A 22047-nucleotide genomic window follows, 5' to 3' on the forward strand; every position below is an offset into this window, starting at 1 on the left:
TTTTTAAAAGAGGTGATCAAATTGAAAGGCAGAGCAGCCATTCTTGGGCTTCTGCTGCTGGCGGCACTTGCCAGCCTCTATCCCTTGAAAGAAAAGGAAGAGAAAACCGCTCCAAATGCTCCCTCCCTGCAGGAGTCAAAGGATTTACTTTTTAATCTGCAGACCGATAAAGCCCGATACAATCCCGGAGACTCTGTCCAATTTTCAATAGAAGCAGAAGCTGAGGGCACGGTGAAAGTCACCTATTATCATCTTGGCCGCCAATTGGACACAGAGGCAGCAGAACTGAAGGCTCCCGGCACCCACAAATGGAGCTGGAATCCTCCAGAAAAGGATTTCAAAGGCTACTTGGCCGTCGTATCTGTTGAAAATGGCAGCAGCAAACAGACCGAAACGATTGCTGTAGATGTTTCAAGCAGCTGGAGCCGGTTCCCCCGCTACGGTTTTCTGTCTGACTTTGCTGACTCTTCCTCCGAAACAGCTGCCAATATCATATCCGCCTTGAACCGCTATCATCTTAATGGCCTTCAATTCTATGACTGGCATTATGAGCATCAGGAGCCCTTAAAGATGGAAGATAATCTGCCGGCGGGCCATTGGGTGGATGTCGCAAACCGCCGCATATCATTGCAGAAAGTACAGCAGTATATCGGCGAAGCCAAACAGAGAAACATAAAGGCCATGGCCTATAATCTGCTGTACGGATCTTTTGAGCAGAATGGCCTCCCCCGCGAATGGCAGCTTTTTAAGGATCAGAGCCGCTCGGAGCCTGACATCCACCCCCTCCCCGGCGGCTGGAAAAGCAATCTGCTGATCATGAATCCCGCCAATCCGTGGTGGCAGGACCATCTGATCAAACAGCAGAAAATGGTATACGAATACCTGGGCTTTGATGGCTGGCATATTGACCAGCTTGGAGACAGGGGAGAAGTTTTTAATGAGCATGGAGACAGCATCCAGCTTGCAGAAAGCTTCCAGCCTTTCCTGGAGAAAATCAAACAGAAGCTGCCTGACAAAGAGATTGTGATGAATGCCGTGAATCAGTTTGGACAGCCGGCCATCAGCGGAGCCGGCGCTGCATTTCTGTATACCGAAGTATGGGATCCATATAAGCATTACGGAGATCTTAAGAAGATACTGGATGAAAATAGGGATCTATCAAATAACGGGCAGGCCTCTGTTCTGGCAGCTTATATGAATTACCATCATTCTGATGAGCGGGGAATGTTCAATGAAGCCGGCGTCCTGCTCACAGATGCTGTGATCTTTTCCAATGGCGGAGCACATCTGGAATTGGGCGAGCATATGCTGTCCAAGGAATATTTCCCGCACAATCAACTCCAAATGTCCGAAGGCCTTCAGCAAAAAATGGCCAGTTATTATGATTTTTTAACAGCTTATGAGAATGTCCTTCGTGATCATACCCGGGACTCTGAAGCAGCCATCACATCTCATGAAGGACTGCCATTGGCAACGGGGGAACCTGAACAGCAAAAGATCTGGGTGCTGCCTAAAGAATCGGGGAACAGAAAAATCCTCCATTTCATCAACTTCCTTGATGCGGTCCATATGGAATGGCGCGATACAAATGCCGATCAAGCTAAGCCAAAGGAACGGCGGGATCTTACATTTAGTTTAGAGGCAAATCGGAAGGTCGAAAAATTATGGCTTGCCTCCCCTGATATTAAAAGCGGCAGGCCTGAAGAGCTTCCGTTCAGGCAGGAAAACGGGAATGTTATATTCAGCCTTCCTTCTTTAACCTACTGGGACATGGTGGTTGCTGAATACTAGGACACAGACTCCTGTCTAAAAGTAAAAGCGTGCCCGGGCTTTCCGCCTGGACACGCTTTTGTTAGTTTAGATTAAAATCCCCGGACGAAGTATGGACCTTCACCACATGCTTCCCTGAGCCAATTTTACCAAGAATCCTGTCTTCTTCTTTCTCCTCAAAAAGGAATCCATCAAGCTGGACCTTGCCCTCTCCGGAGGTTGCCTTAAAATCGACCATCATGTCGTCTGGCTTCTCCTTGAAAGCAATGGCAACATCACCGCTTGCCGTTTCGGCAGTTATGCTGCCTGCCAGCTGATCATTAGTGATGCTCAGGTCGCCTGAAGTAATTTTTGCCATGATATCCCCGGACAGTCCGCTGATTTCGATATCACCTGATGCTGTGTATAAATCTGCAGTCTCAGCGGCTGACCCATCGATTGTCATATCCCCGCTTGCTGCCTTAAACTTCAATTCCTTCGCAGTTGAATCTTCTACCCTTACATCGCCGCTCGCCACCTGGATTTCCAGTTGGCTCCCGGCCTCCATTCCCTTCAGCGCAACATCACCGCTCTTTGTCTCAAAAATGCTGTCCCTGCTTTGAATATCTTCAGCTTTGATATCGCCGGACAACACCTCGACTGCCAGTTCCTCATATTCCTTTTTCGGAAGAAGCACTTCTATTTGCACATTACGGATGATGACAACTCCCATGCGGAACATGTTTTTCACTTCAAGGTCGACATTCAGGGTGCCATCCTCTTCGCTGACCTTCAGTTTATAATCATCCTTCAGCTTCTTGCTGACCTTCCCAGTCAGTGCCACCTTTATATCTTCTTCGCTGCCAGCCTCCCTGATCACAACATCAGTTGAAGCGCTTTTTACTGAAATACTTTGGATGGGACCTGCTTCTATTGTTTCACTTTGATTGATATCAGCCGTGTTAAAATCCAGCCCTCCCGAAGCGCTGATCGTAATGACCGAGCCGCCGGCACCAATCAAGAATAAAACGACCAAACCCGCCACCAGTTTCTTCATGCCGCCTTCTCTCCTTTTCCTTTGACTAGCCTTACATTGAATTTGATATAGCCGAGAAGTACCCGGTAGAAAAATCTGCCGACATAAATCATCCCGATGCTCAGCAGCAGGCCAAGGCTGAACAGTGCCAGCGAAGCAAAGAAATTCAGGGTCATATCCTCAAAGCCTGTAAAAAAAGATGACCCCAGCAAAGCAAATGGCGACAAAGTCAGAACGAGTGCTACTGCACATAGTGAAATATAGACGCCTGCCAGGCCGATCAGCGGCCCAAGTATAAAGACCAGATTGAAAAAGCTGAGGCTGACCGCCGCTGTGGCCGCCTGAAATATATTAGTGACTGACTGTGTTTTCTCCGCCTTGACGATCCTGTAGTCTGCCAGCAGATCGCGTGCAATCACATGCGGGTCGCCGAGCTCCTCCATGATTTCCCTTTCCGTCCTGCCGTTTGCAAGCCCGATTTCAAAATGCTCTTCATAGTCATACAGCATTTCCCGCCTGTCATATTCCGGCACCTTACCAAGCAGCTTTTCCAGCCTTGCTAAAAATTCATTCCCTGCCACTGGACTTTCCCTCCTCAACAAATTGATTAACCGCCAATGAAAACTGCTGCCATTCCTCAATCAGCATATTCATATAATCCCTGCCCTTTTCTGTCAGTGAATAGTATTTTCTGGGAGGCCCTTCCGTTGATTCTGCCAGGTATGTTGTTAAATACTCTTCTTTTGTCAGTCTTCTGAGCAAAGGATAGAGCGTTCCTTCAGCCACCTCGATTTTATCCGAGATGTTTTGTGCGAGCTCGTAGCCATATTGATCTTTTTTAGAAATCAGCAGCAGCACGCACAGCTCAAGGACCCCCTTCTTGAATTGAACATTCAATCCTTGCACCTCCACCGGTAGTGAACATTATTCAGTAGTCATGTAAATTCTTCCATTCATTCACAAACCCATCATACACCACACTACTGAACATTACAAGGTACTGAACGTAAAAAAATACCTATTTCTAGAAAATAGGTATTTTAACAACTGTTTTAAGGTTTCATATCCATCCAGCTTTGAAGGTGATGGACAGCAAAACTAACATGGGAATCGGCGGAATAAGCATCACGGACAAGTGAAAGCTGCTCTTCCATTCTTGCTGTGCCTTCCTCATAAAAAGTAATATAAGCAGCTTCGGAAGTAGCGCCGGTTTCAGCGGCAATCTGAATCTGTTTTCCATAGCGTGCCGCCAGTTCTACTTCGTTCCTGGACAGCTCGATCATCCCATTAGGGCCTGCGGCTGTATCCCTATAGGCCATGATGGTCACACTATCCGTATTCTTAATAATCCAGCCTGCAAGAGAATCTTTTCCGAATTTATTGCTGAACATCATTTCGTCAAACCAGAAAGGAATATCTGCCCCCAGAGGGAGTTGAAGCTCTGCGGACAAGGATGCTGCCTGCAGCATACGGGTCTGATAATTCACCACGGTGTTTTTGTAGTTGCTTTCCCAGCCTGGCAGGAGATAGGGCTCAATATCCAGGTGGATGCCGGAAAACTGCTGGGCAGGGGCTGCCTGCTCCTGATAGGAAGATACCCACGAGAAGAAGCTGAGCATGGCCGCTTCACCTTTTGCCGTCGCCCACTTAGGGGCTCCATCCAATGCCTGGACTTTAACACCGCTGCTATTTGCTTTTTCGATAAAAGATTGATAGACAGCTGCTGGCAGGCTTTGGTCAATCTGCAGATACAGCTGATCTGCCTGCTTGTCCGCCAGGAATTGGATCACATCATCGGGCTTTTCCACTATGGCTGCTGTATCCCACAGCCAGGTTGAATAAGGCTGATTCAATTCAGCTGCCTCTCCTTTCACCGGGCAGGCTGCAAATACGAGAAGCAGTGCCAAAAGGACTGGTTTGAAAAATTTGATCGTCATTGTATACTCTCCTTTTTATGATGCCATGACATCCATAAAAAGGAGCCCGGCAGCCTGGCAGCCATCCGCATATCAGCGGGAAGGCCCATAGCTTTGCGTCCCTGCCTTTCGACAGGTTTGCCTTTATCAGTTAGTTGTTAATTTGATTATAATCACTTTTCAGGAAAATAAAAGATTTTTTTAAAAAACCCCTAAGAAAAAGGCCCCAGAAAGCCGGGGCCTTTTTCTCAGTCTTTTGGCTGGTTTTCCTTTTTGCTTTTCGTGCCGGTCGTGAACTCCACCAGCTCTTCGCTTGTCCAGCCTTCTCTTTTTTTATTATTGTTGCGCTGTGCGTTTGCATTTCCAAGCTTTGTCCTGCCCATGCTGCCTCGCTCCTTTACTGGCGTTTTCTCTGGTAGTATGGGCCTTTTCACAGTGTGTTATTCTGCTTGGCTCTCTTACAGAAGAGGGGATTTCCTCACCTTTGTCCCCTGCTCGAAAGCATAGGCAATGCTGATCAGCCCGGCTTCTGAAAAAGCAGTCCCTGTAAACGTAATGCCTACTGGTTCATTCTCTAAAGAATAGCCTGCAGGTACTGTGATGGAAGGATAGCCTGCCTTTGCCGGAATGCCGGCGCCAAAATTATTCGGAGTGACAATGGCATCAAGATTATGCTCTTTCAGGACATAATCGATCCCCTGCTCGGTTGAAAAGTAGACATCCTCCTCAAGCGAGCTGATGTAGGCCTCTTCAGTCAGGGTGCCGCTTGTTTTTTCGGCTTCCTCCAGGATGGTCTGCCCATATTTAAGGGCTGCTTCACTGTTTTCATGGTTAAAGGCGATTACATCTGCAAGGGATTTCACTTTAATATGAGGAGCAAGGCCGCGCAGATAGGCGTTGAGATCTGCCTTGAATTCGTATGTAAGCACATCATAGCTCCATTTATTTTTTGTCGAAGGAATTTCTACAGGATCAATCACCTCAGCGCCCAGGGCCTTCAGCTGTTCAACCGCATGGTTCATCACTTCAAGCTTGTCCCCGCTCAAATAATCGAAGTACACTTCGCGTGCGATGCCGATCCTTTTGCCCTTGAGCCCGTTCTCGTCAAGAAAGCCTGCAAACTCGGTATAGTCTGACTCCGGATTGCTCTGGACGGCAGGATCTTTGTCATCATTGCCGGCAAGCACATCCAGAAGATAGACAGCATCCTTAACTGTTCTTGCCATCGGGCCTGCCGTATCCTGTGTATGAGCAATCGGGATGATGCCTCTTCTGCTGATCAAACCGACCGTCGGTTTGATGCCGACAAGCGAGTTCTGGCTTGCAGGGCTGAGAATCGAACCGGATGTTTCTGTCCCGACAGCTGCTGCCGCGAAATTCGCTGCAATCGCTGCACCTGAACCTGCACTCGATCCGCCGACATCAAAATTGCCCGGCCCATAAGGATTCAGCACCTGTCCGCCCCTTGAGCTGTAGCCGCTCGGCATTCCTTCTGTCATAAAATTAGCCCATTCCGTCATATTCGTTTTTCCAAGAATCACGGCTCCAGCCTTCCTTAACGCCTCTGCAACATAAGAATCCTCTTTAGCAACAGAATCCTTCAGCGCCAGAGAACCGGCACTGGTGTGCATTTTATCGGCCGTATCGATATTATCCTTGATCAGGACAGGAATGCCGTGCAGCGGCCCGCGGCTGCCCCTCAGCTCCCGCTCAGCATCCAGTGATGCTGCAATCTGGACAGCATCAGGGTTGATTTCAAGCACAGAGTTGATGGCCGGTCCGTTCTTATCCTTCTGCGCAATCCTGTGCAGATACATCAGCACCAGCTCTTTCGACGAAACCTCGCCCTTCTCCATTTTTTCCTGCATTTCATCTATTGTGGCTTCAATGAGCCATTCTTCCTGGAGCTTTTTCAGCCTTGGATTTTTCATATAGGAATCGTTTCCTTTCACCTGGGATTTACCTTCATAGTTTATCATATTTTCTGAATTCTTTACTATATTAAAGATTAGGGTAATGCAATGGAATAGTGGGTATTGCAGATTTGCCGGTGTAAGGAGTGATATGTTCAAAAAGGCATTAGAAATGACTCAGCTGGAAATTATTTAGTTAGTTTCTGATGAAAAATGAGGTTTTATAAGATAAGATTGGTGCCTACTGAAGGAATATTGCATATTTTTGAAGTGATTCTACATAAATTCTGAGTTATTCTGCATAAATTCCAAGTTATTCTACATAAAATTTATGTTTTTCTACATAAAATCAGCTTTATTCTACATAAAATACATTTTTTTACAAAACCAAGCAAAAAAAGCTGACAACCCAAAACCGGATTGTCAGCTCCTTATTATCTTCTTCTATCAGCGTCCACAATGTCACCGGAATAAAACACTTTCTTCTCCGGAGTAATGCCAAGCTCCTGGCAAAATTTCTTCAGTTCGCGTTCTTCCCTTTCGGTTACGAGCGAGATGACGGTCCCGCTTGCGCCAAATCGGCCGGTGCGCCCTGAACGGTGGACATATTGCTTAATGTCCCTCGGAAAATCATAATGAATAACATGGGTGACACCCTGGATGTCAAGGCCCCTTGCGGCCACATCTGTTGCGAACAGCAGGCTGCTTTTTCCTTCGCGGAAGTTTTTCAGATGCTTCTGCCTGTCCATTTTATCCAGGTCGCTATGCAGGATTCCTGCCTTCACACCTTTAAAATCAAGCTTTTCGGAAAGGACAGCCAGATTGCCGATATCCTTTACAAAGGCAAGCCCCTTGATATCCTTCACACGGGAAATCTTTTCAAGCATTTTAATTTTATCCCGCTGCTCGCAGGCAAAATAAATATGGTCCACATCTGACGGGATCGCTTCTTCCTTCCCTACGCGGATAAGCTCGGCTTCACCGGCTAGCTCCTGAGCAATCTTCGCTGTACTTTCAGGAAGCGTTGCTGAAAAGAAAGCAAGCTGCCTGTCAGCAAGTGTTGATTTCACAATGGTCTTTACAGTCTCCAGGTGCTCGGGAACAAGCAGCTGATCTCCTTCATCGAGCACGACCGTTTTAACTTCATGCATCTTCAGCTTTTTCTGTTTGATCAGCTCAAGCATACGCCCCGGTGTGCCCAAAGCGATCTGCGGGTGCTTCTTCAGCTTTTCAAGCTGCCTTTTCGTATTGGCTCCGCCGATAAAAGTGGCTCCCTTTATGCCGCTTCCCTCAGCCCATTTCTGGACCTCCGAGAAGATTTGCATAACGAGCTCCTGTGAAGGTGCCACAATGACGGCCTGGACCGCTTTTTTGCCGGGTTCGATTTTATCAAGAAGCGGCAGCAGGTAAGCAAGTGTCTTGCCTGTTCCTGTCGGCGATTCGGCGATCACGTCCCTGCCCTCCTGGATGAGCGGGATGCTCTTCGATTGAACGGCTGTCGGCTCATTGAAGCTGGACTTTTCCCAGACTTCCTGGATAAAAGGCTTCAGGCCGGCAACTACAGATTGATTTTCAGTCATAACTATCTCCTTTTTCTGCAAAAAAATCTCATCTATTCCAGAGCTGCTTTTTAGAGCATGCCCAGTTTTACAAAAAGTTGTGTACCGTTCTGATACTAGCTTATGATGTTCCAGATGTCCAGCCTTCATGCCGGCTGCGCTTCATTTCATAAGCATTGCATCAGGTATTACCTGATTATGATTTCAATATTCCCTCAGCCAATATGGAGTCTGCTCCAGTTCAAACGCAAGCCGGAACAGCAGATCCTCCCGCCCTTTGGCTGCCATGAACTGGACCCCGCAGGGCAGGCCATCTGCTGTTTTATGCAGGGGCACGCTCATCGCCGGCTGCCCTGTCAGGTTGGCCAGCTGGGTGAACGGCGTCCGCTTCAGGCTGTTTTCGGCAAGCTGGCCGGCCAGCCCGGCCTTTTGGGCAAGCTTTCCAAGCTTCAGCATGCTGATCAGCCGGACAGCCGTTTTTTCTGCACTTTTAAGGCTGAGCTCGCCAATCCTTGCAGGCGGAAAAGCGGTGGCAGGGGTCAGATAAAAGTCATAGGTTTCATGGAAAGAATCCATAATATAGGCAGCTTTGTCCCATTCCCTCATGCTCAGGACAAAGTCTCCGGCAGAGATTGTTTTTCCAAGGATGCCGAGGAGCCATGTAGATGCTTCAACATCATTCCTGGACACTTTCCGCCCGAGCGTTTCCTCCATTCCTGCCAGTGCCGCAGCCACCTCTCCGAAGTACATGGTGATATAGCTTTGGGCAAGCTTCTTTCCGTCTATAGCAGGTTCAGCTTCTTCGATCCGGTAGCCCAGATCTTCGAGGATGGCCGCCGTGCGGAGCACAGCCTCCCTGCAGTCGGGGTGGACATCGGTTCCAAGCGGTGAAGCTGTGGTGTAGGCAATTTTCATGGTTTTTGGGAGCGGCTTTTCCAGACAGCCGAGATACGACCCTGATGGTGGAATAGCATGAAAAGCGCCGCCTTTTTCCGGTCCATGCAGCTCATCAAGCATGGCAGCGCTGTCCCTGACCGAACGGGTGAGCACATGGTCGGATGATGCCCCCTGCCAGTGCCGGCCAAAATTTGGGCCGGCCGGCGTCCTGCCCCTGCCCGGCTTCAGGCCGAATAATCCGCAATAAGCAGCAGGAATGCGGATCGAGCCGCCTCCATCATTGGCGCCAGCAATCGGCACCATCCCGCTCGCAACCGCTGCAGCAGAACCGCCGCTTGAGCCCCCAGGGGTGTAATCAGGATTCCATGGATTCCTTGCCGGGCCGTAAAATTCAGGCTCAGTTATCCCCATTAGCGCCAGCTCCGGAACATTTGTCTGCCCGAGGAAAATCACACCTGTCCGCCGGAGCCTGGCAACAAATTCAGAATCGCTTTTTGCACGGTAATTCTTCAGCGCTTTTGAGCCGGAAGTGATTCTTTCTCCAGCAATCTCCTGAGTGATATCTTTAAGCAGCATCGGCACTCCTGCAAAACTTCCCTCCAGATCAGCAGACAAAGCGGCCGCTTTTGCCTGGTCATACATTTTATGGATGACCGCATTCAGCCCCGGGTTTAATGCTTCAATATTCTCAATGGCTGCCTCTGCCAGCTCAATCGGCGCTGCTTCTTTCTTTTTGACCAGCTCTGCCAGGGCAAGAGCATCTTTTTCTAAAAACAGCTTGTTCATTTTCCCACCTGCTTTAAAAGAAATAGTACCCTTACATTTCTCTGAAATCAGGCTGATATCCTGCAAACGGCTAAAGGAAAGGCAGGCCCGGAAAGGACCTGCCTGCTGTTTATGGCTTCAATACAACCTTCGTACAATCGTCTTCATGCTCATTGAACAAATGATAGCCGCGTGCTGCATCTGCGAGCGGCAGCTTGTGGCTGACAATGTGTGTTGGATCAATCTTTTTCTCTTCAATCATATTGTAGATTTCCGGCATCAGATGTATGACTGGTGCCTGTCCTGTTTTAATCGTTACGTTCCTGGAGAAGAAGGCTTCGAGCGGGAACATATTGTAGGTTGCCCCGTAAACGCCGGTAAGCTGGACTGTTCCAAATTTCTTAACAGCTTTCGTTGCCATCTGGATAGGCCCGAGAGTACCTCCCTGGAGCTTCAGCTTCTGCTCGATTTTTTCAATGGCCGATTTCTTCCCGTCCATGCCGACGCAGTCAATGACAACCTCTGCACCGCCGCTTGTAATTTCCTTCAGGTATTCGCCCATATCATCATGCTCACTGAAGTTAAAGGTTTCAACCTTATTGACCAGCTTGGCATGCTGCAGGCGGTAGTCCAGATGGTCGACTGCAATAACACGGGAAGCCCCTTTCATCCAGGCAAATTTCTGGGCCATCAAGCCGATCGGACCGCAGCCCAGGACGACAACCGTGTCACCCTTTTTGACGCCGGAATGAAGGACACTCCAATAGGCAGTGGGGAGAACATCGGAAAGGAACAGCAGCTCCTCGTCTTCCATTTCATTGGATTCAGGTACAACAAACGGCACAAAGTTTCCGTAAGGGACGCGCAGATACTCTGCCTGGCCGCCAGGGTAGTTTCCGTATCTTTCTGTATAGCCAAAATAAGCGCCTGTATCCTGGTGAGGATTGGAATTATCGCATTGGCTTTCCATATCATGCTGGCAGAAGAAGCATTGCCCGCAGGAAACGTTAAAAGGGATGACAACCCTGTCCCCTTTTTTCACCTTTGTAACCTCAGGCCCAACCTCTTCAACGATGCCCATCGGTTCATGCCCGATAATATAGCCTTCCCTCAGGGGCATATTTCCCTGGTAGATGTGCAGGTCTGATCCGCAAATCGCTGTGGACGTAATTTTTACAATAACATCATCCTTCTTCTCAATCCTTGGATCATCGACTTCCTTGACTTGAATATCTTTGGAACCTTGGTAAGTTACGGCTTTCATCTCTCACACTCCTATCCAGAATCTATTTGGATATACCCCAATACCCGGGGAAGGGAACATGTTTTTTCAGAAAAGTATTTTAAATTTATTGGCAGGATTAATTCATTTAGCTTATCACTTTCCAAATATGTCCATCGTCCCGGTCCCTTACTCCTGCAAGGTCCTATAAAATTCTTCTATCATTTTTAATAAAAAAAGTGATCCATAACGAATTCTTTTTCGTTAGTTCAGCAGAACACCCAAAAGTTTATAAGACTTTCCGCCGGGTAGACAAGGATGGAATAAGTTCCAATTCAGGCGGAATTTAGAAAGGAGGTGAGCATAGGAGTGTCAGCCAGATTCGTACAAGCATTGGTTCTTGCGGCTTTCTGCTTTATCCCCTCTACCGCACTGGCGGACGGGCTGCTCGGGTCTGTGACGGAAAAAGTCACCAGTACCGTTAAAGAAACGGTTCCCCTGCAGCGAAGCGAGGAAAGCCTGGACCAAAGCGGACAACAGAATAATGACGCTGCCGATCAAAAAGACGGCTCTCTTCTTGGAACAGTGACCGATGCAGTAGAAGAAACAGTCAAGACGGTGACAAAACCAATCATCAGTGTGGAAAAGGACGAAAATGCGGAAGAAAAATCCTTGGTGAATGTTAACCTTTCCGAGGAGCCTTCCATTAAAGTGGACGCAAAGATTGCCGAAGCCAGCGTTTCCGACTCCATTTCCGTAAAAACGCCAGTGGCCGATGCCAAGGTGGGTGACTCCATCAAAGTGAAGACCCCGGTCGCAGACGTAGATGTGTCTGATTCTATTTCTGTGAAAACTCCGGTGCTGGATGCCGAAGTGGACGACTCCATCAAAGTGAAGACCCCGGTCGCAGACGTAGATGTGTCTGATTCTATTTCTGTTAAAACTCCGGTTGTCGATGCCGAAGTGGGCGATTCCATCAAGGTGAAGACTCCGGTCGCAGATGTCGATGTGTCTGATTCTGTTTCTGTTAAAACTCCGGTTGTCGATGCTGAAGCGGGCGACTCCATCAAGGTGAAGACTCCGGTTGCAGATTTAGATATCACTGATTCTATTTCTATAAAAACACCGGCGGCTGATATTGGAGCGGGCGATCCCACTGAGGTGAATACACCGTCTACCGATAATGGCAAGACTGATTCTAACAGCACTAACACACCTGCTGCAGATATCCCGGATGTCAAGGCAACGGCAGAGACGCCGGCCGAACAAACAAATTCAGATGTAAATCTGGATGGGGTTTCTGTCATGTTTGATGGCGATATAAATGACTTTTCACAGCAAGCCAGCATCACACCTTTGGCAGCAGACGCTTCCCAACAGTTCTTTGGTGCTTCAGCCGAGGCTGTAACAGCAACTCCTGCTGAAAGCGGAAACAAGTCTAACAATGATGCTGCTGAAAAGGCACCAGCTGAAAAGCCGGTACAAGCGGCAATTGCTTACGTACCTGCCAACAGCGGAACAAATGGCACCAGCACAACGGCAAGCGGAGGACAATCCGCATCAAGCGGAGCAGCACTCCCTTCCATATACTTTGCCGGTGTTCCTATGATTGATGCAATGTCTGAAAAAGCGGCCAGATATGGCGCAGTTGCTTTTTTCCATGACCAATGGTTGAATGCTCCTCCTTCCCAGCCGCCGCAAGAATCCTTCTTCTTATACGTTTTTATATAAAAAACTAAAAAGAAGAAGGAGAGAATTCAATTGAAAAACAAACACTTATTGAAAACATTAGCGATCACAGGTTTTGCTGCAGCAGGTCTTTTTGCAGGAGGCTCCTACACTCTTGCATCTGAAGATACTAACCAAAATTCACTTGGACTTTCAACCAATCTACTGACAAGCCTGAATTCAAGCGAGGAGAATGACAGCTCCTCACTCACTTCAAACTTAAAGGCAAACCTGAATCTTAAGTCTGTATCAGAAAGTTCAACTGAAAATGGTGAAACAGCTGCCAAAGCAGCTAATGGACAAGAAAGTGTTGCTTCCAGCGGACAGGTAGAATCCGAAGACTCTAGCAGCCTCGATGCCAATCTTGGCCTGGGTCTGGGACTCGAAAGCTCTGAAGAAGGTTCTTCTTTAGATGCAAACACGAAAGCAGATGTACAAGCGTCTTCAAGTGAAGACAACGGAGAAGAGCAATCTTCTGCCAATCTTGGTACCAATCTTGATCTTGGTGCTTCCACTTCTGATGACGAGTCTTCTCTTATGGCAGGTGCTGATGTCGATGCTTCTGCTATGAACAAAGATGAAGACGAAGAGTCATCTGCTGATTTGAACACTGGATTGGATCTTGGTGCGAAGACTTCTGACGATGAGTCTTCTCTTATGGCAGGTACTGATGTGGATGCTTCTGCTATGAACAAAGATGAGGACGAAGAGTCTTCTGCTGATCTGAATACTGGATTGGATTTAGGAGCTACTGCTTCTGACGATGATTCTTCTCTTATGGCAGGTGCTGATGTTGATGCTTCTGCTATGAACAAATATGAGGAAGAAGAATCTTCTGCTGATCTGAACACTGGATTGGATCTTGGTGCGAAGACATCTGACGATGAGTCTTCTCTTATGGCAGGTACTGATGTGGATGCTTCTGCTATGAACAAAGATGAAGACGAAGAGTCTTCTGCTGATCTGAACACTGGATTGGATCTTGGTGCGATGACTTCTGACGATGAGTCTTCAGTTATGGCTGATACTGATGTGGATGCTTCTGCTATGAAAAAAGATGAGGACGAAGAGTCTTCTGCTGATCTGAACACTGGATTGGATCTTGGTGCGATGACTTCTGAAGATGAAGAATCTTCTCTTTGGGCGGATACTGATGTTGATGCTTCTGTAATGAACAAAGATGGAGACGAAGAGTCTTCTGCTGATCTGAACACTGGTTTGGATCTTGGTGCGATGACTTCTGAAGATAACGAAGAATCTTCTGCAAATCTTGACGCAATGAACAAGCTTGGTTTTGTTTCTGAAGACGAAGATGAGATGACTTCTTTTTGGAATAACACTGGGTTGAACACTTTTGCGATTAACAAGGATGATGAAGAATCTTCTGCCAATCTTGACGCAATGAACAAGCTTGGTTTTGTTTCTGAAGACGAAGACGAAATGACTTCTTTTTGGAATAACACTGGGTTGAACGCTTTTGCGATGAACAAGGATGATGAAGAATCTTCTGCTAATCTTGACGCAATGAACAAGCTTGGTTTTGTTTCTGAAGACGAAGATGAAATGACTTCTTTTTGGAATAACACTGGGTTGAACGCTTTTGCGATGAACAAGGATGATGAAGAATCTTCTGCAAATCTTGACGCAATGAACAAGCTAGGTTTTGTTTCTGAAGACGAAGATGAAATGACTTCTTTTTGGAATAACACTGGGTTGAACGCTTTTGCGATTAACAAGGATGATGAAGAATCTTCTGCTAATCTTGACGCAATGAACATGCTTGGTTTTGTTTCTGAAGACGAAGATGAAATGACTTCTTTTTGGAATAACACTGGGTTGAACGCTTTTGCGATGAACAAGGATGATGAAGAATCTTCTGCCAACCTTGATGCAATGAACAAGCTTGGTTTTGTTTCTGAAGACGAAGACGAAATGACTTCTTTTTGGAATAACACTGGGTTGAACGCTTTTGCGATGAACAAGGATGATGAAGAATCTTCTGCCGGCTTGAATTTTTTAAATGATTTAGGTTTTGCTACTAAGAAAGATGAAGAAAAATCTTCATTTTGGAACAAAACAGGCTTGAATGCTTCTGCTATGAACAATGACGAAAATGATGAGTCTTCTGCCCGTTTTGATCTGATGAACGATCTTGGTTTATTTTCACAAGATGATGAAGATTTTTCAGGTCTTTGGAGCAAGCTTGGCCTTTCTGCTTCTGCCATGAATAATGATGACGAAGATTATTCTGCTTCCCGCCTTAATGCAATGACTGATTTGGGACTTGCCTCTTTAAGCGATGAAGAAGAAGCTATCTTATGGGCTAAGCTTGGACTTCACCTTGCAGGTATGTCCAGTGAATATGAAGAGGAAGATTTCTCTTCACTAGGTTTAGATCTTGACCTTGGTCTTGAACTCGAAAACCTGATGTAAGCTTACGAACTTCCAGCACTGTACTGCTGAAACTCGCGACTTCAGGAGAGACAGGCTCAGGAATCTGGTTAACTTACAAAAAGAAAGGAGCTCTGCGACGGCAGGGCTCCTTTTGATTTGCTGTTTGAGGGGCGAGTTGCTAATAAAATCGGAAAGTTGCTAGTATATTGCGAAAGTTGCTAATAAAATCTAAAAGTTGCTAATAAAACGGAGAAGTTGCTAATAAAATCCAAAAGTTGCTAATAACCGGTTTGCCGCATAAACCCGCGCTTGGGAAGAGTCGCAAATATTTCCTGAAACTCGCAAATATAATTTAAAAGTCGCAAATAAACTCCAAAACTCGCAAATATATTCAAATTCCCGCAAATAAGATCCAGAACTCGCAAATATCCACGCAAACATTACCTCAACTAACCCTCATCCTCATAGAAAAAGCAGCCAAATCTGCGATTCATCCCCCATCTATCCCAAATACCGATGATAAACCCGCTTCGCCTCCTGTATATCCTTCGTTCCATGAACCAGCGCCCGTCCGTCTTTGAAAAGGACAAGCCGCTGACCGTCTTTTTCAAAAGAAAGCAGGAATGGGTTTCTTTCTACTATCCCGCCTGCAAGCCGAAGCTGCTCTGCTGCAGCATCAAGGCTAAGCACGACTCCAGCTCCCGGCCGGATTTGAACAGTATTCCTCCCGCACAAAACCGCTGTCTTCATCCTGTTTTCGAAAGCAAGATAAGGATACACAGCGTTCACCCCGCAGGAAGGGCAGTCTTCCTTTTTCAAAGCGCTTGTAGAAATCGAAGAAAACTGGTTTTCCCATAAATCAAAGGTGACTAGCTTCCTCCTCACCGCCTTGAAATCTCCCACTAATATTTTCAGAGCTTCGGCCGTCTGATACGCGACGGTCATCCCGACTGCGGGAGCAATAATCCCCGTTGTATCACAGGTTGCCCCGCCGATCGGCACCTGCTCGAGCAGGCAGCTGAGGCAGGGTGTTTCGCCGGGCAGGAAGGCTGTGCTGATCCCATAGCTGCCTACACACGCTCCGTAGATCCATGGGACTGAGTGCTTGGCCGCAACGTCGTTGATGACCATCCTCGTGTCAAAATTATCGGTGCTGTCCATGATTAGATCGATGCTGCCAGCGAGAGCCTCAAGCTCATCAGGCCCGGCATCGCCTACGATACTCTCAATCACAACCGATGAATTGACAGCCTGAAGGCGCCTGCCGGCGGCAATCGCCTTTGGAAGGCTTCCCGCCGCATCTTCTTCTGTATATAACTGCTGCCGCTGCAGATTGCTCCACTCTACATAATCGCGGTCAATGATGGTGATTTTACCGACTCCCGCCCTTGCCAGCACTTCGGCATTGCCGCTCCCAAGCGCACCGGCGCCGATGATGAGGACATGCCTCCTGCTTAATTTCTCTTGTCCCTCCACGCCGATCGGGGCAAAGAGCTCCTGCCTGGAGTATCTGCCGTTCAAACGGTGCTCAATCCTTCCATCGGGCTGCTGGCAGTGGCATACTTTTTCTTTGCCATGCGTCCTGCTTCATAGCCAAGGCGGCCCGCTTCAACGGCAAGCTTCATCGCTTCGGCCATCTTGACCGGATCCTTGGCTGCCGAGACAGCCGTGTTCAGCAGGACCCCGTCCGCTCCGAGCTCCATCGCCAGGGCAGCGTCTGCAGGAGACCCGATCCCGGCATCGACTATGACGGGGACTTCAGCCTGTTCAATGATAAAGCTGAGGTTGAGCGGATTGATGATTCCCTGGCCTGAGCCGATCGGCGACGCACCAGGCATGATGGCATGCACACCCATTTCCTGCAGCCTTTTCGCCAGCATCACATCATCCGAAATATACGGAAGGACAATGAAGCCTTCCTTTAAGAGTTCCTCAGACGCCTTCAAGGTTTCAATCGGATCCGGCAGCAGTGTTTTCATATCGCCGATCACCTCAACTTTGATCATGTCGCAAAGACCGGATGCCCTGGCGAGTTTCGCTGTACGGACTGCTTCTTCTGCCGTCTTGGCACCAGCTGTATTTGGGAGCAGTCTGTAGTTTTCCAGATCCAGCTCTTCCAGCAGATTCGGCTGTTCAGGGTCAAAAATATCCATGCGCCGGACCGAAAAAGTCAGCACCTCAGTATGTGATGCTTTGACAGCCTTTTTTTGCGTTTCAAAGTCCGGATATTTCCCAGTCCCGAGCAATAGCCTTGAGTTGAATTCGTATGTCCCGATTTTCAGCATTTCATCCGCCTCCTACAAAATGTACGATTTCAATACGGTCACCATCAGCAAGCTCCGTTTCAGCGTGCTGGCTCTTTTCCAAAATAGCGGTGTTCAGCTCTACAATGGCCGCCTTTTGGTTCAGTTTTAAATGATCCAGCAAATCCCCTACCGACTTCACGGTGCCAGGCACCAGGATGTCACTGTTATTCACCTTCAGTTTCAATGGGCCCACCCCTCCTGCACTTTTTTCACAACTCTCTCAATCTGAAATTCTCTATACAGCTGCTTATCCTCTGCTGCTGCAGTTCCTTCGATAGAATCAGAAACCATTTTCCCTGTGATGGGGCTCAGCAGAATTCCGTTCCGGTAATGTCCGGCAGCGATGAAGAGACCCTTATAGACGGGATGCCAGCCTATGTAGGGAAGGCCGTCTCCTGTCTGCGGCCTGATTCCTGCCCATGCCTTTTCCCAGCGTGCCTCTGCCAGCTGGGGCAGCAGCTTATAGGCCCGTTCGGCCAGCATCCTGACACCGCCAAACGAAACGGAAGGATCGAACTCATTTTCATAGCTTGTGGCCCCTATGATCAGGCGGCCGTCCTTTTTGGGCACTAGATACCCGCCTGAATCGGAAAAGATGGTCGACCGGATCAAAGGCTGCTGAGGTATAACCGAGAGGCATTCTCCTTTTACAGGAAAAATAGGAAGCTCAAGGTCTGCCTTTTTGAGCAGCTTCCCCGTCCAGGCGCCTGCGGCAGCAATAGTGGTTTTTCCATAGTAGCTTCCTTTATTGGTGATCACGCCTTGAATGGTTTCTTTTTCAAAAATAAAGCCTTTGATCTCTGTCCCTTCCTGCGCTTCTGCACCCCTTGCCATTGCCCCCACTGCAAAAGCCCGCGCTAAATTCGGGGCAATCAGCTGGCCGTCATTCGGAATCAGCATTCCGCCTGCGAGCCCCCTGGAGAGATGAGGTTCCCTTTCGCTGATCTCTGCCTGGTCGATCCACCTTACCTGTCCGTCCCACTCTTTATGGAATTTGACCTGCCTTTTAAGGGGCTCTGCCTCTGCATCATCCCAGGCAATTTTTATCATCCCTTCATTAACAAGCCCGATGCTGATTCCTGTCAGATCCTCAAGTTCCCGGATCATGTCAGGGAACATGGCCCTGCTTTTCAGGGCAAGCTTCAGCATGGACAGGTTCTCATCTATTTCAGCCTGGGCGCCGAGCATTCCGGCTGCGGCAGAAGTGGCTTCTGAGCACAGCTCCCTTTTTTCCAATATGAGCACCTGCTTGCCAAGCTTTGCCTGCTGATAGGCGATAGAACAGCCAATAATGCCTCCTCCGGCAATGATCACATCATATACTCTCTTCATAGCTGCCTCCTCTTTTCTTTATCTCAGCTGCAAAAGCGCTTGCTGCAGCCTCCGGGTTCGAGGCTTTAAAGATTCCCGAGAGGACAGCGGCTCCTGAAGCCCCGGCACTTATAACCTGATTCATTTTGTCAGGGGAAATTCCCCCGAGCGCTATCACCGGAACAGAAAGCTCTCCCGCAATTTTCTCCAGAGAGGAGAGGCCCTTAGGCTCAATGCCTGGCTTAGATCCTGTCGGAAAACAATGGCCATACATGACATAATCTGCGCCATCCGCTTCAGCTTGAACAGCTTCTTTCAATGAATGGACGGATTTTCCGATGATCAGGCCAGGAAAGGTTTTCCGCACTGCACGGACAGGCAGGCTGTGATAGCCCAGCTGGACCCCCTTCACTCCAAGTGCTGCAGCTGCATCCACTCTGTTATTAATGATGATCTGTTCAGAGGGTACTCCTTTTTCCAGCAGGCTTTTTCCCATCTCAAAAATCTCAGCAGCTGTCCGGTGATGCTCCCTGATATGGATATAGTCCACATACCGTGAGATGCTTGAAGCTATCCTGATAAATTCCTCCGCCGGCTGCCCTGCAGATATAGCATGGAGCTGCAGTTTATCCCTGCCAGGCCGACCTTGTCTGTGACGCAAAAAAACCACTTCCCTAATGCGCAGGAAAGTGGCTGATTGATTGTATTGGCTGAAAAAGAATGTTCTTTTCATAACCGTTCGGCACACTTCCCTACGCTAGTATGAACTAGATCAGGTTCAAAGGGTCTCAAATGCTTGATCTCAGCCTCTTGCAGGCTCCCCTAGTGATAATTCTGACTATTTAATTGTTCTCTCTCATTTTAGCACAGCGATTGAGCGGGGAGAACCCGCAATTTAAATCAGGATAATTTTTCCCCGGCAGGCAGAATCGGCAGTACCGTTGAATATTTGACTTCCCTCAGCGAGAGGCTAGTCTGTATCTTTGTAATTCCGAGCTGGTTCAGCTTCCTGATGAATCGTTCCAGCCCTTTCCGGTCTTTGATGGCCACTTTTAATATATAATCATATTCTCCTGTCAGGCAGTGGCATTCCAGCACCTCCGCCATATCCACCAGCGTGCCCTCCAGCGCTTCCAGCTTTTCCGCCTGATGGATATTGGTGCTGATGAAAATAAAGCAGAGAAGATCAAAGCCCAGCTTCTCCTGATTCAGGATTGCCACCTGCTTCTCAATATAGCCTTCATTTTCGAGCCGCTTCACCCTCCCGTGAATGGCGGGTGCTGACAGGCTGACCCTCCTGGCAAGCTCAGCATTGCTCATTTGGCTATCCTTCTGGAGCAGATCCAGGATTTTCAGGTCGACTTCATCCAGCACCTTGTTCACAATTGATTCCATCTCACAGTCTCCTTACGATTATTCTGCAAACTCCGCTCTAGCTCATTTCTCTTTTACCATCATTAATAAAATTCACCATCATAATTAATAAAATTTCATATTTACTCTATTGTACGAAATAATCATTAAAACACAAAGAGAAAATGTTAAAATTAATTCAATAACTATTTGAAGGAGCTGCTCTTATGCCAGCTTTATATGTTTGCCTGATGCTTCTCACCAGCCTGCTGTGGGGCGGGAATTTCGTTGTAGGCAAGTCGCTTGTGGAATATGCATCCCCAGTGGCCTTGACTGCATTTAGATGGATCATTGCTGTTGTCTGCCTGTTCCCTATAGTGCTGCGAAAGGAAAAAAAGCTCCTGCCTCCTGTAAAATCGCTTGTTCCGCTGATTCTGATGGGATTAACAGGTGTAGTGCTGTTCAATATCTTTCAATTTTGGGCGCTGGAAGAAACGACGGCCACAAATGTCGGACTCATTTCAACGCTTAACGCTATATCAATCGCTGTTTTTTCAGCACTCTTTCTAAAAGACAGGATTAACCTTCCGCAGATTCTGACCATGATGTTTTCGCTTTTTGGTGTATTGCTGGTCCTTACTAAAGGCCATCTGGAGATGCTGCTGTCTTTGACATTTAATAAAGGGGATTTATGGATGATTGCAGCGGTGTGCATTTGGGGGATCTATTCGGTCCTCGGCAAGTGGGCCGGAAAATATACTTCTCCGATCATGTCGACCTTTTACTCGGGGGTTTTCGGACTGGCACTCCTGCTTCCATTCAGCTATTCTGATCTTCGTATCCAAAATCCTGATCTGTCTTTTGCAGGTTCCATGCTTTATACCGGTCTCATTTCAACCGTTGTGTGCATGGTGCTCTGGAATAAGGGGGTCCAAAAAATCGGGGCAGTCAGTGCAGGTGTTTTCCTGAATTTCAATCCTGTTTTCACTGCTATTCTCGCTTTTCTGCTTCTGGGAGAAAAGCCTGAAGCAATCCAGTTTCTTGGAGGCATGATTGTCATCCTTGGCTGCTATCTGTTTACTCGCCTTCAGGCACAGCGGCAAAGGAACAGCCTTCGCGGCAAACCGGAAGCTTCGATTACAGCTATAGATTAGAAAAGGGATGCCCATGGAGGTAAGTAGTTTCCATCCCATGGAGAAAACTAAAATATCAAATCAAATAACATACTAAAACGCACTATGTTTAGCACTGTAAATAACGGTGCAAAAGACGCTTGGAATTTAGATATTCCAGCGTTTTTTTACTTTCTAATTTAACTAAAGCACCCGTTTGTTTAAGTACATTTCTTCACAAACCTCCTCTTTTCAGTTCACTCTACTTTAAATTTCTTGAGTTATTTCTCTTAAAAACTGTTTCCTCTTCTCATCTGTTGTTATGTTAATTCCAGAAAAATGAATCCATTTAGTATATTCATTTTTAATTCCCAGGTCAGCTAAAGTTCGATTAATAAAGACTCCTGAATAGCATTTCCTCCTTCAGATTTAATATGATCTTTATCAGTTTTAGAAGTTGAAATCACAGTTGTTTTTTCTATATTTGTTAATAACCCTTTCAGAGTTCCCGTTGTTTTATCCTCTAGGAAAGCGAAGCCACTCAACATCACTTTATCAATAAATCCTTTTAAAATAGCAGGTAAGTCCCACCACCAGACAGGAAATATAAAAAATCAACTCAGTTGCCTGGCTTAATTTTTCTGATATTTGAATTGTTCTTCAAAAATGATAAGAATGCTTTCGGGAACGATACATATGGTATCTTATTAGAAGCTGTTACTGAACTAAGCAATGAAGAAATGCCTTGCTGAGCCAGGGGGACAGGTCCACTGGCCCATTTTCAAA

Annotated in this window: 20 protein-coding genes and 2 riboswitches; of the genes, 4 read left to right on the forward strand and 16 right to left on the reverse strand. The window is 47.3% G+C overall.

Annotated features, from left to right (window positions below; all coding sequences use genetic code 11):
• The first annotated feature begins 21 nt into the window (after positions 1–21).
• Positions 22–1791, forward strand: a complete 1770-nt coding sequence (locus tag LCM00_RS14250; RefSeq protein WP_224903186.1) for a glycoside hydrolase family 66 protein — start codon at positions 22–24, stop codon at positions 1789–1791.
• A 61-nt stretch (positions 1792–1852) separates the two neighbouring features.
• On the opposite strand, the gene LCM00_RS14255 is transcribed toward LCM00_RS14250, so the two are convergent.
• The 9 genes from LCM00_RS14255 to LCM00_RS14290 form a co-directional block, all read right to left on the reverse strand.
• Complete coding sequence (locus LCM00_RS14255) at positions 1853–2806, reverse strand: DUF4097 domain-containing protein (protein ID WP_224903189.1); 954 nt, start codon at positions 2804–2806, stop codon at positions 1853–1855.
• Positions 2803–3366, reverse strand: coding sequence for a DUF1700 domain-containing protein (locus LCM00_RS14260; RefSeq protein WP_224903192.1), 564 nt, complete (start codon positions 3364–3366; stop codon positions 2803–2805). Before LCM00_RS14260 ends, LCM00_RS14255 begins: the two co-directional genes overlap by 4 nt.
• Positions 3353–3682, reverse strand: coding sequence for a PadR family transcriptional regulator (locus LCM00_RS14265; RefSeq protein ID WP_022543345.1), 330 nt, complete (start codon positions 3680–3682; stop codon positions 3353–3355). The genes LCM00_RS14260 and LCM00_RS14265 overlap by 14 nt, the downstream gene beginning before the upstream one ends.
• A 155-nt stretch (positions 3683–3837) precedes the next feature.
• Positions 3838–4722, reverse strand: coding sequence for an amidase (locus tag LCM00_RS14270; protein WP_224903195.1), 885 nt, complete (start codon positions 4720–4722; stop codon positions 3838–3840).
• Between the two features lie 45 nt (positions 4723–4767).
• Positions 4768–4854: riboswitch (cyclic di-GMP riboswitch) on the reverse strand.
• A gap of 95 nt (positions 4855–4949) precedes the next feature.
• The gene (locus tag LCM00_RS24680; protein WP_257989550.1) at positions 4950–5084 is read right to left on the reverse strand and encodes a hypothetical protein; all 135 of its coding nucleotides are present in this window, start codon (positions 5082–5084) and stop codon (positions 4950–4952) included.
• A 75-nt stretch (positions 5085–5159) separates the two neighbouring features.
• Positions 5160–6632: an amidase gene (locus LCM00_RS14275; RefSeq protein WP_224903272.1), complete on the reverse strand. Its 1473-nt coding sequence runs from the start codon at positions 6630–6632 to the stop codon at positions 5160–5162.
• 416 nt (positions 6633–7048) lie between these two features.
• Entirely contained in the window at positions 7049–8194 is a 1146-nt protein-coding gene (locus LCM00_RS14280; RefSeq protein ID WP_224903197.1) for a DEAD/DEAH box helicase, read from the reverse strand.
• A 183-nt stretch (positions 8195–8377) separates the two neighbouring features.
• Positions 8378–9856 (reverse strand): amidase, encoded by a 1479-nt coding sequence (locus tag LCM00_RS14285; protein WP_224903199.1) that lies wholly within the window; start codon positions 9854–9856, stop codon positions 8378–8380.
• A gap of 109 nt (positions 9857–9965) precedes the next feature.
• The gene (locus tag LCM00_RS14290; protein ID WP_148973391.1) at positions 9966–11099 is read right to left on the reverse strand and encodes a zinc-dependent alcohol dehydrogenase; all 1134 of its coding nucleotides are present in this window, start codon (positions 11097–11099) and stop codon (positions 9966–9968) included.
• 327 nt (positions 11100–11426) lie between these two features.
• Between LCM00_RS14290 and LCM00_RS14295 the strand changes: the two genes are divergently transcribed.
• Positions 11427–12788 carry a hypothetical protein gene (locus LCM00_RS14295; protein WP_224903204.1) on the forward strand — a complete coding sequence of 454 codons (1362 nt, stop codon included), beginning with the start codon at positions 11427–11429 and terminating at the stop codon, positions 12786–12788.
• A 30-nt stretch (positions 12789–12818) separates the two neighbouring features.
• Positions 12819–15218: a midas domain-containing protein gene (locus LCM00_RS14300; RefSeq protein WP_224903207.1), complete on the forward strand. Its 2400-nt coding sequence runs from the start codon at positions 12819–12821 to the stop codon at positions 15216–15218.
• A gap of 462 nt (positions 15219–15680) precedes the next feature.
• On the opposite strand, the gene LCM00_RS14305 is transcribed toward LCM00_RS14300, so the two are convergent.
• From LCM00_RS14305 to LCM00_RS14330, 6 genes are all read right to left on the reverse strand, one after another.
• Entirely contained in the window at positions 15681–16700 is a 1020-nt protein-coding gene (locus tag LCM00_RS14305; RefSeq protein ID WP_224903210.1) for a thiazole biosynthesis adenylyltransferase ThiF, read from the reverse strand.
• Positions 16697–17464: a thiazole synthase gene (locus LCM00_RS14310; protein WP_224903214.1), complete on the reverse strand. Its 768-nt coding sequence runs from the start codon at positions 17462–17464 to the stop codon at positions 16697–16699. The genes LCM00_RS14305 and LCM00_RS14310 overlap by 4 nt, the downstream gene beginning before the upstream one ends.
• A 1-nt stretch (position 17465) precedes the next feature.
• Complete coding sequence (gene thiS / locus LCM00_RS14315; protein ID WP_224903217.1) at positions 17466–17669, reverse strand: sulfur carrier protein ThiS; 204 nt, start codon at positions 17667–17669, stop codon at positions 17466–17468.
• Positions 17666–18817 carry a glycine oxidase ThiO gene (thiO, locus tag LCM00_RS14320; protein WP_224903220.1) on the reverse strand — a complete coding sequence of 384 codons (1152 nt, stop codon included), beginning with the start codon at positions 18815–18817 and terminating at the stop codon, positions 17666–17668. The genes thiS and thiO overlap by 4 nt, the downstream gene beginning before the upstream one ends.
• Positions 18801–19466 (reverse strand): thiazole tautomerase TenI, encoded by a 666-nt coding sequence (gene tenI / locus LCM00_RS14325; protein ID WP_224903276.1) that lies wholly within the window; start codon positions 19464–19466, stop codon positions 18801–18803. Before tenI ends, thiO begins: the two co-directional genes overlap by 17 nt.
• 62 nt (positions 19467–19528) lie before the next feature.
• A riboswitch (TPP riboswitch) is annotated at positions 19529–19630 on the reverse strand.
• Positions 19631–19696: 66 nt separating this feature from the next.
• Positions 19697–20191 carry an Lrp/AsnC family transcriptional regulator gene (locus LCM00_RS14330; protein WP_224903223.1) on the reverse strand — a complete coding sequence of 165 codons (495 nt, stop codon included), beginning with the start codon at positions 20189–20191 and terminating at the stop codon, positions 19697–19699.
• A 185-nt stretch (positions 20192–20376) separates the two neighbouring features.
• Here LCM00_RS14330 and LCM00_RS14335 point away from each other — a divergent pair, with 185 nt between their 5' ends.
• Entirely contained in the window at positions 20377–21303 is a 927-nt protein-coding gene (locus LCM00_RS14335; RefSeq protein ID WP_224903226.1) for a DMT family transporter, read from the forward strand.
• A 338-nt stretch (positions 21304–21641) separates the two neighbouring features.
• Here the strand turns inward: LCM00_RS14335 and LCM00_RS14340 are convergent, their stop codons facing one another.
• Positions 21642–21812, reverse strand: a complete 171-nt coding sequence (locus LCM00_RS14340; protein ID WP_318247616.1) for a hypothetical protein — start codon at positions 21810–21812, stop codon at positions 21642–21644.
• Between the last annotated feature and the right edge of the window lie 235 nt (positions 21813–22047).

This window comes from Bacillus infantis, from assembly GCF_020171945.1.
GTDB lineage: Bacteria > Bacillota > Bacilli > Bacillales > Cytobacillaceae > Bacillus_AB > Bacillus_AB infantis_A.